Genomic DNA, 14,244 nt, shown 5'->3' on the forward strand with positions numbered 1-14,244 from the left:
AACGGGGCAGAAACATTCACCCAGGCCCCGCCGACCGTTTTTTCCATCCTTTCCCGCCGCGAGTCATCCATGTTCAGAGCCGACCTGCACATCCATTCCCGTTTTTCCCGCGCCACCAGCTCCCGCCTCACTCTGCCGCACCTTGCCGCATGGGCCGGAGCCAAGGGCATCGACGTGCTTGCCACGGGCGACTTCACGCACCCCGTATGGAGGCAGGAACTGCGCGACAGCCTGGAAATGGATGAAGACAGCGGCCTTCTGCGCCTGAAACGCCCCCTGAACGGCGACGACGTGACGCGGGAGATTCCCCACCTCGCAGGACTCGCCCCGCGCGAACCGAAGTTCATGCTCGAGGCGGAAATCAGTTCCATTTACAAGAAAAACGGCGCGGTCCGCAAGATACACAGCCTTGTGTACATGCCCGACTTCGAGTCCGCCGACAGGCTCTGCGAAAAGCTGGAGGCCATAGGCAACCTGAAATCGGACGGCAGGCCCATACTCGGCCTCGACGTGAAGGATCTGCTCGCCATGGTGCTGGAGATTCCCCGCGCCTACATGATTCCCGCCCACATATGGACGCCGTGGTTCGCGCTCTTCGGTTCCAAATCCGGTTTCGACAGTCTGGAAGAGTGCTTCGAAGACCTCACCCCCCATATTTTCGCCGCGGAAACGGGCCTTTCCTCCGACCCGGACATGAACCGCTGCTGGAGCAGCCTCGACCATCTGCTCATGGTCTCAAGCTCCGATGCCCACTCCGGGGAAAACCTTGCCCGGGAAGCCACGCTTTTCGAGGGAGACGCCACCTACGACGGCATTTTCGACGCCGTGCATAAGAAGGAAGGGGCAACCCGCTACGCGGGGACGCTGGAATTCTTCCCCGAAGAAGGCAAGTATCACCTCGACGGGCACCGCGCCTGCGGCGTCGTACTGGAACCTGCCGAATGCATGAAGCTGAACAACATCTGCCCGGTATGCGGCAAGCCCCTCACCGTGGGCGTGCTGCACCGAGTGCTCGCTCTTGCCGACAGAAACGCCCCGCCCTGCCCGGGCAAGGATTTCCAGTCCCTCATTCCCCTGCCGGAAATTCTGGGAGAAATCCTGCACTGCGGCGCAAAAACCAGAAAAACGCAGGAAAAATACGCCGAACTTCTGGAACGCTTCGGTTCGGAAATGAGCATTCTGCAGGATGTGCCGGAACATGATCTGCGCCATGTCTGGCCGGAACTCGGCGAGGCCGTGGCCCGCATGAGGGCGGGCCGGGTCATCCGCCATGCGGGCTACGACGGGGAATACGGCGTCATCCGCCTTTTTGAGGAGGGAGAAAACGCCCCCTCCCTGCTGGGAAACGCCGCCCCCCGGCGCAGAAATGCGGCGAGGGAAAGCGCGCGCCTTGCCAGAGCCGCAGAGGAAAAAAAACAGGAGCAGGCCCGGCCCGCTCCGGCCCCGAAAGCTCCTGAAAAGCCCTCCTTCGCCCCCGATTCCTTCAGCCCCATGCAGCAGGAAGCCCTTACGGCCGGCCCCGGCCCCGTGCTGGTACTGGCGGGCCCCGGCGCGGGCAAGACGCGCACGCTGGTGGGCCGCATGGCCCGCCTCATACGTTCCGGCACTCCCGCCTCGGACATCGTGGCCGTCACCTTCACACGGCGGGCGGCGGAGGAAATGCGCGCAAGACTTGCCGCCGCGCTGCGCGGCGATGCGGAAGAAGAAAACGCCCTGCCGGAAACCGATACCCTGCACGCCCTCGCCCTGAAACGCTGGCAGGGAGAAGCTCCGGTCGTGCTTTCCGAAGAAGGCGCGCGCAGGGCCTTTGCCGAGGCCAACCCCGGACTTGAGAAAAAAGAAGCCGGAAGGCTGTACGAACGTCTGGAACTGGCGCGGGAAACGCTGAACATGCCGGAAGAACTCGTATCCCTTGCGGAAAACTACCGGGCATGGAAAAAGGAGCGCAATCTTGCCGACTACACCGACCTGCCGGAAGCCTGGCTGGCTGAACTGAAAAGCAGAAATTACGGGGCCGCCAAGCCCTGGAAGCATATTCTCGTGGACGAGGTACAGGACCTTTCCCCCCTGCAGAAGGAACTGGTGCAGGCGCTGACCCCTGCCGACGGTTCGGGCTTTTTCGGCATAGGCGACCCTGACCAGTCCATCTACGGCTTCCGCGGCGCGGATGCGGGCATAGAAGATTCCCTGCGCGAACGCTGGCCTCAGCTTCGCGTGCTGGGCCTTACCGAAAGCCACCGCTCCGCAGCAGCCATCCTGGATGCCGGGCACGACGCTCTGGACGGCAAAGCCGCCTGCGGAGAGCTCACGTCCGTTACGGGCTCTTCCGCCACGCTGCAGTGGATGGCCGCGCCGAGCGCGGAACGCGAGGCCGCATGGATAGCCGACCGCATCGCCTACCTCATCGGCGGAACCTCCCATCAGCAGGCCGACCTGCACGAAACCCTTTCGGGCTGCCACCTGGAAGCCGGTTCGTGCAGCCCCGGGGAAATCGCCGTGCTCTGCCGCCTGAAGGCTCTCATGGCCCCCATACGCGCGGCGCTGGAAAAACGGGGCATCCCCTGCGCCGCACCGGAGGCGGAAGCCTTCTGGGACGATGAGCGCGTGGATCTCATGCTGCAGGCTGCGGCCCGTTTTCGGCAGAGAAGGGAACATTCCCGCAGGGAGGCCGCCTTCCTCGACGCCGGGCGCTTTCCTCTGCTGGCGGCCATGGCTCCGGCCGAACCGTCCCCCTCTCCCGTGGAACAGGGGCCGCTGGACGATGTGCCCGAAGACACCTGGAACGCCGGACCGGAGGCGGTGCTTGCCGCGCGCCCGGCCTGTTTCGACCCTCTCTTCAAGGATTCCACGGCTTTCCGCCGTCTGCGTCTTGCATGGAAGGAACAGGGAAGCTGGGACAATCTGCTGGATTTCGTTTCCTTCCGGCGCGATATCGACACGGTGCGTTCTCAGGCGGAATATGTGCAGATCATGACGCTGCACGCCTCCAAGGGCCTGGAATTCAAAGCCGTGTTCATTCCCGGTGCGGAAGACGGCCTTCTCCCCTTCCGGGGCGTGGGCGCGCTTCTCGGCAAGGAGGACGACTTCACGCCTCCGCCCGTGGACGAAGAACAGCGCCTCCTCTATGTGGGCATCACCCGCGCTTCCGAAGCGGTCTTTCTTTCCTCCGCGGCAAAGCGCAGCCTGTACGGGCACAGCCTCGCGCTTCCGCCCTCGCCGCTTCTGCCCCTTGCGCGCTTCCGCGCCGTCAAGCTGGCGCGGCATACGAAAACCACGGCCAGCCAGCTCAGCCTGTTCTGAAGCCTCTCTCCTGTCGAAACGGGTCGCCTTCCCTGAGAAAGCGGCCCGTTTCGCATCCGTGCCCATCAGGCATCCGTCTCCCGGGGCTTTTTAAACACGATGACGGGGCAGTTCTGGCAGATGTCCGCCCCCGGAAAGGGCTGCCCCGCCCGCGTAAGGGAAACGCCGCCCGTTTTTTCCACACGTTCCTTCATGCGCCGTACCACGGCCTCCATCTGGCGGCCGGGAATCATGACGTTGATTTCCCCGCGCTCCATCTTGCCGGAATTGTAGCTGCCCGCGCAGGCAAGGGTCATGTTGGCCTGATCTTCGATGCAGGAAAAGGCGGTGCCGCCGCATACCGCGGAATTGATGCAGAGCGAGGGACGGAAGGGATGCACGCCGGAAACGGCCATCCAGTCGTCCACAAGGTGATAGGCCTGCATGTTGTCGCAGCAGAAGTGCACCACGTCGGGCGCGCCCTCCTGCGCACGCAGGGGAGAAAAAAGCACGGCCAGCGGAGCGCGCGCCATGCGGGGCTTTCCTTCCGCAAAACGGCGCACCTGTTCTTCGCCCGTGCCGAAGCGCATGAGATCGCGCACCATGTTGTCGCTCAATTCGTCCATGCCGAACACGCAGCGCGCGTCGGCACACCAGAGCTTTTTTCCCTCAAGAAGAACGATGCGCCCTTCCATGCGCGCCCCGAGTTCCGCCTGACAGAAGGTTAGCGGACGGACGGGCTCCACATGCAGCCCCCTGCCGCGGAACTTTTCCAGCTCCTCTTTTTCAAAAAAAAACCGTATGCCCACAGGCTCATGCAGGAGTCGAAGTTCCCGCATGAGAAACGCGTGCATATCCGCATAATCCGCCATGAATTTCCCTCCTCGCGGCGCGCATCGCGCGTTGCCTTGTTCCACGCAAAACCCGCCTCCCGCACGCATACGGAAGGCGGGCTTCTCCCACGCCCTTCCCGGGGACGGGGGAAGGACGTTTCACCCGGAATGTTCCATCAGTTCTGCTCTTCCAGAGCGTGAACTTCGAGCTGCTTTTCCCCGTTGCATTCCAGTGCGAACTTCCTGCCGTACCTCAGAAGAAAATCTCCGTCCGCAATGAAGGTCACATCCTCCACCGTCGTGCTTTCGTCCTCCTCATCCCTTTCCTCCAGGGCAAGGCCCAGCACGATGCGGGAACGGCAGCCTCCGCCGAGGGTGTACTCGCGCAGGCGCACGCAGGCTCCCTCGTCCTCATCTTCCAGCATGGAACGGAGTTTTGCCAGTATGTCTTCGCTGACGGTCACAATAAACATGGTATCTCCCGTGCGGGCAGGTTCCTCTTCGGCGCGTCTGCGGGAAAAGCGCGCTTTTTCGCTCTAGAGCGACGCCTCCAGCGCCGTAAGCACCACCTGCCTGTCTTCGTTGAAGCTCAGCTCGAAAGCCTTGCCGTATTTCATGAGAAAATCGTTGTCGGCAATGAAGGGAACATCCTCCACGACGACCTTTTCGTCCTCGTCCTCATCCCTTTCATCCATGCCCAGACCGAGCACGATCTTGCAGTGTCATCCGCCGCCGACCTTGTACTCGCGCAGGCGCACGCAGGTGTCCTCGTCTTCGTCTTCCAGCATGGAACGGAGCTTTTCCAGCATTTCTTCGCCGATGGTTACGGTAAATATGGTCTCATCCTTTTTTATACGATGACGGTGGAAAGGCCGTGCCTTGAAAAACGCCCACGAACCGCGGCAAGTTCCTCCGGCCGGTACTGCGCGACTGCCGGAAAGGGCAGGCCGAGCGCCGCATACTTGTTGCGTCCGAAGGCATGGCACGGCATGATCTCTATTTCCCTGCGCCCGAATCTTCCGAGAAATTCCGCCATGGCGGCGAGGTTTTCCTCCGAATCGTTGAGTCCGGGCATGAGCGGCATACGGATGTGCACCTCCCTGCCGGAAAGAAGCGCCGCCTCCAGATTGTGGAGGATGACGGCGTTGTTCTGCCCGGTGAGTTCCCTGTGCCGTTCAGGGTCCATGTGCTTTACGTCGAAAAGAAAAAGGTCGGCAGTCTTCAGGGCCTCATGGAACACATCCTCCGCGCAGAAGCCGCAGGTATCCACGGCCACATGCCAGCCTTCCAGCACCGAAGCTTCCAGCAGATCCAGAAAGAACTGTCCGCCGGATGAGGGTTCGCCGCCGCCGAAGGTGACGCCGCCGCCGGAATTTTCATAAAAAAGCGCGTCCTTGCGCAGTACGGCCATCACCTCTTCCACGCTCATGGGGCGGCCGCTCATCTCTCTTGCCTTCGTGGGGCATACCCGGGCGCAGGCCCCGCAGTTGCGGCACACCTCCCTGTTCTGGCAGGAGGCGTGTTCTTCCAGCGTGGCCGCCCCGGAGGGGCACACAGCGCTGCACGCTCCGCAGCCCGCGCAGAGATTGTCGAAAAAAAGAAGCTGCGGCGCGAAGCTCTGGGATTCGGGGTTGCTGCACCAGAGACAATGCAGCGGGCAGCCCTTCAGAAACACGGTGGTTCTGATGCCGGGGCCGTCCTTGGTGGACATGCGCTGAATATTGTACACGGTTCCCAGACTCATGATCCTTCCTCCCCCTGAGGCGATCGTCGTTTCATGCCGGGGGTGTTTTTGCAGAAGCGGACAGGCACGGCTCCTGCTTCCGCGGTGTTTTCCGGGGCGGGGGCGCGATGCGCCCCCGTTTCCCGCGGGCCTAACCCGCGTATTCCGTACGTTTGATGATCTCGTTCTGCACGCCGCGGTCGAGGCGGGTGAAGTAGGCGCTGAAGCCGGCCACGCGAACCACAAGATCCTTGTATTCCTGCGGGTTGTCCTGCGCGTGCTGCAGCGTGTCGGAGCTTACGCAGTTGAACTGAATATGCGAGCCGCCGTAGTCGCAGTAGGTCTTGATGAGCGCAATGAGATTGCGCGCTCCCTGCGGGCCTTCCAGGGCGGAGGGCAGGAACTTCACGTTGAAGTGGTTGGCGCCGTAGCGCACGGTGTCGATGGCTTCCGCACCGGACTTGATGAGCGCGGTGATGCCTTCATGGTCGGTACCGGGCATGGCGGATACGCTGCCGTCGGTAAGGGCGACGCCCGCCTTGCGGCCCGTGGGCAGCGCGCCCATGAGCGAACCGAAGTAGTTGTGATACGACAGGGAGTAGGCGTCCAGCGGCGTTCTGTGGCCGAAGCAGTCCGGGCCTATGGAGCTGTGGATTTCATCCACGTCATGATAGAAACGCTGCACGAAGGCTTCGATTTCAGGGTAGTCGTTGCCGTGCTTGGGCGCTTCGAAGCACATCCTGCGGATGTCCTCGTAGCCTTCGAAGTTGGCCTTGAGGGCCTCCAGAAGCTGATCCATGGTGATCTTTTTCGTATCGAAGACAAGGTGCTTGATGGCAAGCAGGGCATTGGCCGCATCCACACCAGCGGTCATGATGGGGTTCACCTGCGGGTAGCGGGTGCCGCCCGCTTCTTCGCACATGCCCTTTTCAATGCAGCCGTCGTACATGACGGAGCGGAACACGCTGGGCACCACCTGAAGGCGCGCCATCTGGCTGAGATCCGAATGATGGCGGGAAATGGTGAACAGATGCCTGAGCTGAGCCTTGCAGGCGTCGTAGAGTTCCTCAAAGCTTGCGAACTCGCGCGGATCGCCGGTTTCCACGCCCACCACCTTCTTCGTGCCGGGGTCCTTGCCGTTGTTGAGCAGAAGTTCCACCACCTTGGCCAGGCAGGGCTGGTCTTCCTGCGTAATGAAGCTGCCCTTGCCGCAGATGCCGGTGGACACGCAGCCGTAGTTGCCGCAGTTGCGGGCGTCTTCCAGCGTAATGCCGTCCCTGTACTGCGCGAAACGGGCGAGGTTGCGCTCGATGACCACGGTGTTGTTGAGGATCTGCGGCTGGCCGGAGCCGCCGCGGATGCAGTCCACCACCTTGTTCATGTAGGAAGGCTTGAGCTTGGGATGGTAGAGCAGCGTCAGCGTAGGCTGAATGCCGCGCATGCGGATCTGAGTTTCCAAAAGCAGCTCTTCAAGCTCGGTGCTGGCGTCGCGGCCGTCGGCATCCACACCGCCGATGGTGATGGTCTGGCCGGTATGGCCGGACAACGTCTTGGCATAGGAGCCGCCCTGGTATTCGCCGAGTTCCATGTGCTTGATCCACTGGAACTTGAGCAGGGTGATGACCTGCTCCTGCGTGAGTCTGCCTTCTTCGATATCCTTCTTATAGAAGGGATACATGTACTGGCCGTAACGGCCCGGAGAAGTGGCGCATGCCATCTGTTCCACTTCAATGGCCAGATGCACGAACCAGAAGGACTGTATGGCTTCGCGGAAGTTGCGGGCGGGGTATTCGGGCACGCGGCGGCAGATTTCCGCGATTTCCAGAAGTTCGGCCCTGTTCTTCGGGTCGGTTTCGGCCTCGGCCGTTTTTTCCGCAAGCTCGGCATAGCGGTGGGAATGGGCGATGACGGCCTCCACGGCCACGATCATGGCGCGGTAAAGGTCATGCTTTTCCTTGTTGTCCAGCGTGGTGGGGCAGGCGCGCAGGCGTTCCTTCAGATCGTCGAGCACCCAGCGCAGACCCTTGTTGAGCGCCTTGGGATAGTCGGCAATACCGGAACCGGAAGCCACGCTCACGTTATCGTAATACATGCCGGCCCTGGAGTACTGCGCGGGGTTCACTCCGTACTTGTCCTTGTACATCCTGTTGTTCAGGGCGATGCAGGTACGGTTCTTCCACTTCCTGTACACCTTTTCCAGCAGCTCTTCCGTTTCCTTGGGAATCTTCATTTCCCCGAGGGAGGTCATCTTGGCGAGCTGCATTTCATCCTTGATCCACGAAACATTCCATTCGGGATAGGGGTTCACGCCGCAGCGTATGCCCGTAAGCGTGCCGACGATGGGGTTGCCGTCGAGGAAAATCTTCTTGGTGAGAAGCACGCGCTCGAAAAGCTTGGCGCGGATGTACAGGGTGGATTCCCCGGCGAACTCCTCATACACGTCCAGAAGGCAGCGGAGCCTTTCCGGGTCCATGACCTGGGGAGCGGTCATGAGGTAATCCTTCAGTTCCGTGATACGCTGTTCGGCGGTGTCCCAGTTGATGGCGTAGCCCTGCCCTTCCACGGGGGCGGAGGAATCGAAGTCTATGACGGACATGGGTTTTCTCCTGTCGGAAATGTTAAAGGCCGGGAAAGTCGCTTGCTTGTGCCGGAGATAATGCACAAAGCGTGCCAAACGCCGAGCTTTTCAATTAACATATTGAAATATTATGATTTATTTTATTTTATATTTCCAAAACAGTCGGGAAAATTTTTTAAGGAGCATAAAAAAACTTTCTTTTTAAAAAGAATTTTTTTATACATGGGAAAATTTTATCACATCAGCCCACAAGGAATCTCCATGTTCATCGGCCCGGACACCTTCCGCAACGTCAGCATGTCTGCCGTCATGTCTCCCGCCATGACGGCCATTTGGGACCACATGAGCATAGGAGTGGCCGTGGTGGGCGCCACGGGCACCTGCGTCTACATGAACGAAATCCAGCAGCGGGTGGACGGCTTTACCGAATCCCAGGTGGTGGGCAAGCACATCACGGAACTGTATGTTCCCAACGGAATGGCCTGCATTCCCACCATGGAATGCCTGCGCCGGGGAGAGCCTCTTTTAAGAAAGGCCTACTGGTACAAAACCGTCAACAATTCCCTCTTCTCCTCGGTAACGGATTTTTACCCGCTCTTCGACAGGGGGCGCAGGGACGGCGTGCTTGCCTTCACCATCTGGGTGGACAGCGCGCTGCTCACCGGTGAGACGAAGGCACTCACACGTCCGCCCGCGCCCTGCGGCGGCGACACAAGGTACACCTTTGACAGCATCATCGGTCACGACCCGGCCCTGCGGGGCGCACTCGGCGATGCGAAGGTGGCCGCGCAAAGCTCCGTACCCGTCATGATCTGGGGAGAAAACGGCACGGGCAAGGAACTCTTCGCCCAGGCCCTGCACGCCGCAAGCCCCAGGCGGCAGCGGCCCTTCATCGCCGTCAACTGTGCGGCCATCCCGGAAAATCTGCTGGAAGGCATATTGTTCGGCACCTCGAAAGGCGCGTACACCGATGCGGCGGACAAGCCCGGGCTCTTTGAAAAGGCCGACGGCGGCACGCTGCTGCTCGACGAACTCAATTCCATGCCCCTAGGACTTCAGGCCAAGCTTCTGCGCGTGCTTCAGGAAAAAAAGATACGCAGACTCGGCGCGCATGTGGAAAAGGATGTGGATGTGCGCGTCGTCAGCATTCTGAACGAGCCGCCGCTTTCCGCCGTGGAAAAGGGCATTCTGCGCAACGACCTCTACTACCGTCTGGCCGTGGTGGGCATCTGCGTGCCGCCCCTGCGGGACAGGCGGGAAGACATTCCGCTTCTGGTCTCCACCTTCCTGCAGCGCCCGGAAAATGCGGCGGAGGACGTACGCGTTTCCGATTCGGTCATGAAGCTGTTCTGGGAATACTCCTGGCCCGGCAACATACGGGAACTTCAGCATGTCATGGAAGGTTCCCTCGCGCTTCTCGGCGACCGCAGCGTCATCGACGAAGACTGCCTGCCCCGCCACTTCCGCGACGCCTGCTTCGGCGGCCGCAGCGCGGCCTCGACTCCGCCCTCCCCCCGTCAGGAAGCTCTCCCCTTCCCGGATGATTACCGCGACGTCAAACGAAGCAGCGTCATTCCCCTCAAGGAAAAGCTCAACGCCTTCGAAGCGCGCTGCATCCGCAACGTACTGCGCGTGACCGGGGGCAACGTCTCCAGAGCCGCCCGCATCATGGAACTCACAGGCCCGGGTCTTCGCTACAAGATGAAGCAGCTCGGCATCGGCGAAGAAGATTATTAGCCGTCTCCCGAAAAAAGCGCACGGTATCCCCGCGCAGCCGTGCGGCGCAGGGCTGCGCATATCCCGGCCTTTCCTCCTCAGACACAGCGGCTTTTCCGTCATCATGCCGTCCGCAACAACGATGAGGCAAAAGGCCGCCTAGCGAGAGCCTCCTCCCTGCAGCGAAAAAGCCCCGGGCGCACGCCGCGCCGGACTTCCCCGCATGAAGCATACGCATCATTTTGAGTATTTTTTAACAAAAAAGGCGGATTTGTTGTATTGCTGTGAAACTTAACGAAAAAATCCGCTTTCCTTTAGCCATACTTTTCACAATATTCTTTCAAAAAAGAAAAATTTCTTTATTTTTTCGCAGTTTTTTTCCGCTCCCCTCCGGGAGCATTTTCTTCTTTTTCGTTTTAATCAGTTATTTTTCAATATGTTATGCAAAATTTTCCTCTCTGATGGAGTTTTGGCATGTTTTTTGCTTTTTCATGTTCCGCAAATCACATTTTCCGTTCTGGCCATCGCAAAGAAGGCCGCTTGCTTGTCCGTCCTCAATGTCCGCTCCCCCGGGGAGTATCCGAACAGAATTTCCCATGCCTGAACATTCTGTTCCCACCTTTCATTCAAGGGCAATATCATGTCAGAAGCGAAACTCCAGAAATCCCTGTCCCCCATGCAGGTCTGCGCTCTCGCGCTGGGTTCCATCGTCGGTTGGGGCTGCTTCGTTCTTCCGGGCGACCTCTTTCTTCCTTCGGCCGGTCCCCTCGGCACGCTGCTCGGCTTCCTTGCCGGAGCCATCCTCATTTCCTTTGTGGGAGTATGCTACAGCTACATGGTCAAATACGCCCCCGTGGCGGGCGGAGCCTTCACCTATGCCTACATAGGTTTCGGCCCCACGGCATCCTTCATCTGCGGCTGGGCGCTGGTCATCGGCTATGTCGCCATCGTCATGATCGACATTGCGGCGCTCTCGCTTATCTTCCGCTTCCTTTTCCCCGGCGTGTTTGAGTTCGGCGAGCTTTACACCATCGCCGGCTGGAAGGTCTACATGGGCGAAGTGCTGCTCATGACGGCAGGCACCATTGTTTTCGGCCTGCTCAACTACCGCAGCGTAGGCATGGCGGGCAAGCTGCAGCTCATCCTTGCCTTCATGCTCACCTTCGGCATCGTGGCCTTCTTCTTCGGCGCCAACACCCTGGAAACCGCAGACATCGGCAACCTCGTGCCCCTCTTTGCGGAAAACAAGTCGCAGGCCGCCTGCATACTCAGCATATTCGCCCTTTCCCCCTTCCTCTTCGTGGGATTCGACACCGTGCCGCAGGCTTCCGAGGAATTCGCCTTCGATCCCGGCCGCTGCCGCAACATCATGGTCGTTTCCATCTTCGTGGGCATGATGCTCTACGCCATGGTCATGCTGGGCGTGGCCATCGCCATCCCCTACCCCGAACTGCTTGCCAAGATGGAAGAAATGCGCAACGCAGGCGGCCATGCCTGGGCCACCGGCTATGTGGCCACGCTGGCTTTCGGCAAGTTCGGTTCCGTCATCCTGGCCTGCGCCGTGTTCGGCGCGGTGTGCACCGGCATCAACGGCTTCTTCGTCGCCGCAAGCCGCCTGCTTCTCGCCATGAGCCGCGGCCGCATCCTGCCCGAATGGTTCGGCCGCATCCACCCCACCTATCACACCCCCTACAACGCCATTCTCTTCACCGCCGTTCTCGCCCTGTTCACGCCCTTTGCCGGCCGCTCCGCCGTGGGCTGGACCGTGGACATGAGCTCCGTGGGCACCGGCATAGGCTATCTCTTCACCTGCCTCGTCGCCCGCCGCGCCATCCTGAACAGCGGCAACGCCTCCGGCAGAAATCTCGGCCTGTTCTGCTGCGTCATGGGTACCATCTGCTCCATCCTCACCCTGGTGCTGCTGCTCACCCCCGGTTCCCCCGCCTACATCTCCTTCGCGCCCCGCTGCGTGCTGGCTCTGTGGGTGATACTCGGCCTCATCTTCTACTACTCCAACAAAAAGGTGTGGAGTTCCCTCCCCACGGAAGAACTTTCCCGCAATATCCTCGGCGGGGCCGACATTCCGGTGCTGTTCCATAAATCTTCCCCTGCCGACAGCCCTGAAAAACAGCTTCAGGTCTGACGCACTTCCCCGGCCTCCGGGCCGGGGCTTCCCCCCTCCGCCGGCTTTTCCCGAGCGCCCGGGAAAGGCCGGTTCCGTATGGAAAAGCATATTCTTCCGCGGTACGCTCCCTTCACGCTCCGCCCAGGCGGACAAAAAGGCGGATCCCTTCCTTCGCGCCTCATTCCCGCAGGTTCCCCCCTTTCTGGAGGAAAGCATGGACATCAACGCCCTCATCGTTTTTTTATGCTGGTTCACCGGGGGCTTCGTTTCCGGAGTCACGGGCATAGGCGGCGCCATGGTCGCCGTTCCCGTGGCCGCCCTGTTCATCCCCATGCATGAAGTCATTCCCTTAAGCTGCATTCTGAACGCGGCCATGGACGGCAGCCTTGCCTTTCTCTACTTCCGGCACTGCCGCGTACCGGCGCTGTGGCCGCTGCTGCTCGGCGCCCTTCCCGGTTCCGTGGCGGGGCTGGCCCTGCTGCAGATGCTTCCTGAAGCCGTGCTTCAAGGAACGGTGGGGCTTCTGCTGATCTTCTATGTCTGGTGGCAGCGCACGGCCAGAGCCGGGGAACGGAAAAAGGATTCCTGGATTATCGGAAGCGCGGCGGGCTTCGGCGCAGGCCTTCTCGGAACGGCCACCTCCTTCGACGGCCCTCCCGCAGGAGCCTATGCCCTCTACCGGGGCTGGGAACCGCGCGAAGTCCTCGGCACGCTCGGCATCTTCTTCCTCATCCGCAGCCTTTTTGCCTGCGCGCTTCAGGCAAAGGCGGGACTCTATACGGCCGAGGTCGTACACTATGCCGTGTACGGCATCCCCGCCTGCGTGCTCGGCGCGGTATGCGCCTTCCCTGTGGTGAAGCGCATACGCGTGGACCTGTTCCGCCGCGCGCTCATGATCGTCATTGCTCTTGCCGGGCTTGTATGCCTGTGTCAGGCCCTTTCCTGAACAGACTACGGGAATGAAAAACGCAAGGCAAAAAAAAAGCCCGGAAAAACTTCCCGGGCCCGGAAATATGCATCCTTCCGCAGTTACTTCAGCACCGCATCCAGCAGCAGCCCCGCAGCAAGAAGCGCGCTGAACACGAGAATATTGCGGGAAGTAAGGCCGAGGCAGCGGTTGAGGGCACGGCCTTCGTATATCGACGACATCATGCTCCATACCCGGTAATGCAACGGCAGGAAAAGAAGAGGCAGCAGTCCGGCCCAGAACAGACCGTGAGGCATGAGGCAGAGCGCGAAGGCACAGGCGAACCCGCCCTGCGCCAGATAGTAGCGCAGGCCGAATTCCGCGCCGAAACGGGCGATGAGCGTTTTCTTGCCCGAAATCCGGTCCTGGTCACGGTCGCGGAAATTGTTGATGGTGAGCAGCAGATTGATGCACACCCCCACCGCAAGCCCCGCAAGCGTGGCCTGCGGCGACCATGCTCCGGCCTGCACATAGTAGGTGAACCCCACGGCCACAAGCCCGAAGAACACCAGCACCATCACGTCGCCCCAGCCGTGCGCCGCCAGAGGGTACGGCCCTGCGGAATACAGGTAGGCGCACACAAGGCATACAAGGGCCACGCCCAGCATACTCCAGCCGCCGTACCACGCGAGAGGAAGCCCCGCGCAGAGGGCGAGCGCAAGGTCGACGGCGATACCGGCTTTCATCTTTTTCGGCGATATCCAGCCCTGCGCACAGGCACGGCGGGGGCCGAGGCGGTCCTCCCTGTCGTTGCCCTGCTCAAAGTCGCTTACATCGTTGATGAAGTTCGACGCTATCTGCATGAGTACGGCAAAAAGCATACACAACAGGGCCGGAACAGGACGGAACACGCCCGCCCATACGGCCAGAGAACAGCCTACAAGCACGGGCGAAAGCGCCGCCGCGAGAGTTTTCGGCCTTGTCGCCAGCACCCACGCATACAACGAATCCCTGCGAACTTCATGTTCCATATCGCCACTCTCCCGCGGACACGCCGCATGATGTCATCTTGACGCCCCCTCG

Annotated in this window: 10 protein-coding genes; 4 read left to right on the forward strand and 6 right to left on the reverse strand. The window is 60.7% G+C overall.

The genetic code is table 11. The annotated features are described in order from the left end of the window. The first annotated feature begins 69 nt into the window (after nucleotides 1-69). Nucleotides 70-3,300 carry a UvrD-helicase domain-containing protein gene (locus tag CZ345_RS15585; RefSeq protein WP_077073971.1) on the forward strand — a complete coding sequence of 1,077 codons (3,231 nt, stop codon included), beginning with the start codon at nucleotides 70-72 and terminating at the stop codon, nucleotides 3,298-3,300. Nucleotides 3,301-3,365: 65 nt separating this feature from the next. Here CZ345_RS15585 and CZ345_RS15590 read toward each other — a convergent pair whose 3' ends face one another. The 5 genes from CZ345_RS15590 to CZ345_RS15605 all read right to left on the reverse strand — a co-directional run bounded on the left by CZ345_RS15590 (nucleotide 3,366) and on the right by CZ345_RS15605 (nucleotide 8,431). Beyond that, the gene (locus tag CZ345_RS15590; RefSeq protein ID WP_077073972.1) at nucleotides 3,366-4,151 is read right to left on the reverse strand and encodes a DUF169 domain-containing protein; all 786 of its coding nucleotides are present in this window, start codon (nucleotides 4,149-4,151) and stop codon (nucleotides 3,366-3,368) included. Nucleotides 4,152-4,288: 137 nt separating this feature from the next. Next, nucleotides 4,289-4,585, reverse strand: coding sequence for an ErpA-related iron-sulfur cluster insertion protein (locus CZ345_RS15595; protein WP_077073973.1), 297 nt, complete (start codon nucleotides 4,583-4,585; stop codon nucleotides 4,289-4,291). Between the two features lie 63 nt (nucleotides 4,586-4,648). Then, complete coding sequence (locus CZ345_RS17615; RefSeq protein ID WP_154674820.1) at nucleotides 4,649-4,948, reverse strand: ErpA-related iron-sulfur cluster insertion protein; 300 nt, start codon at nucleotides 4,946-4,948, stop codon at nucleotides 4,649-4,651. Nucleotides 4,949-4,962: 14 nt separating this feature from the next. Continuing rightward, the gene (locus tag CZ345_RS15600) at nucleotides 4,963-5,856 is read right to left on the reverse strand and encodes a glycyl-radical enzyme activating protein (protein ID WP_077073974.1); all 894 of its coding nucleotides are present in this window, start codon (nucleotides 5,854-5,856) and stop codon (nucleotides 4,963-4,965) included. Nucleotides 5,857-5,986: 130 nt separating this feature from the next. Continuing rightward, nucleotides 5,987-8,431 (reverse strand): glycyl radical protein, encoded by a 2,445-nt coding sequence (locus CZ345_RS15605; RefSeq protein WP_077073975.1) that lies wholly within the window; start codon nucleotides 8,429-8,431, stop codon nucleotides 5,987-5,989. Between the two features lie 243 nt (nucleotides 8,432-8,674). Here CZ345_RS15605 and CZ345_RS15610 point away from each other — a divergent pair, with 243 nt between their 5' ends. The 3 genes from CZ345_RS15610 (at nucleotide 8,675) to CZ345_RS15620 (ending at nucleotide 13,200) form a co-directional block, all read left to right on the forward strand. After that, complete coding sequence (locus CZ345_RS15610; protein WP_077073976.1) at nucleotides 8,675-10,150, forward strand: sigma-54 interaction domain-containing protein; 1,476 nt, start codon at nucleotides 8,675-8,677, stop codon at nucleotides 10,148-10,150. Nucleotides 10,151-10,769: 619 nt separating this feature from the next. Then, a complete protein-coding gene (locus CZ345_RS15615; RefSeq protein WP_077073977.1) occupies nucleotides 10,770-12,272 on the forward strand; it encodes an APC family permease in 1,503 nt (500 codons plus the stop codon). A 196-nt stretch (nucleotides 12,273-12,468) separates the two neighbouring features. Further along, a complete protein-coding gene (locus CZ345_RS15620) occupies nucleotides 12,469-13,200 on the forward strand; it encodes a sulfite exporter TauE/SafE family protein (protein ID WP_077073978.1) in 732 nt (243 codons plus the stop codon). Nucleotides 13,201-13,283: 83 nt separating this feature from the next. Here CZ345_RS15620 and CZ345_RS15625 read toward each other — a convergent pair whose 3' ends face one another. Beyond that, complete coding sequence (locus tag CZ345_RS15625) at nucleotides 13,284-14,192, reverse strand: 1,4-dihydroxy-2-naphthoate polyprenyltransferase (protein WP_077073979.1); 909 nt, start codon at nucleotides 14,190-14,192, stop codon at nucleotides 13,284-13,286. Between the last annotated feature and the right edge of the window lie 52 nt (nucleotides 14,193-14,244).

The organism is Mailhella massiliensis (genome assembly GCF_900155525.1).
In the GTDB taxonomy this organism is placed as follows: domain Bacteria; phylum Desulfobacterota; class Desulfovibrionia; order Desulfovibrionales; family Desulfovibrionaceae; genus Mailhella; species Mailhella massiliensis.

Bases quoted from the DNA above. Each gene is read 5' to 3' on its own strand.
- CZ345_RS15600 (WP_077073974.1), bottom strand. From the start codon at position 5,856: ATGAGTCTGGGAACCGTGTACAATATTCAGCGCATGTCCACCAAGGAC.
- CZ345_RS15610 (WP_077073976.1), top strand. From the start codon at position 8,675: ATGTTCATCGGCCCGGACACCTTCCGCAACGTCAGCATGTCTGCCGTC.
- CZ345_RS15615 (WP_077073977.1), top strand. From the start codon at position 10,770: ATGTCAGAAGCGAAACTCCAGAAATCCCTGTCCCCCATGCAGGTCTGC.
- CZ345_RS15620 (WP_077073978.1), top strand. From the start codon at position 12,469: ATGGACATCAACGCCCTCATCGTTTTTTTATGCTGGTTCACCGGGGGC.
- CZ345_RS15605 (WP_077073975.1), bottom strand. From the start codon at position 8,431: ATGTCCGTCATAGACTTCGATTCCTCCGCCCCCGTGGAAGGGCAGGGC.
- CZ345_RS15585 (WP_077073971.1), top strand. From the start codon at position 70: ATGTTCAGAGCCGACCTGCACATCCATTCCCGTTTTTCCCGCGCCACC.
- CZ345_RS15590 (WP_077073972.1), bottom strand. From the start codon at position 4,151: ATGGCGGATTATGCGGATATGCACGCGTTTCTCATGCGGGAACTTCGA.
- CZ345_RS15595 (WP_077073973.1), bottom strand. From the start codon at position 4,585: ATGTTTATTGTGACCGTCAGCGAAGACATACTGGCAAAACTCCGTTCC.
- CZ345_RS15625 (WP_077073979.1), bottom strand. From the start codon at position 14,192: ATGGAACATGAAGTTCGCAGGGATTCGTTGTATGCGTGGGTGCTGGCG.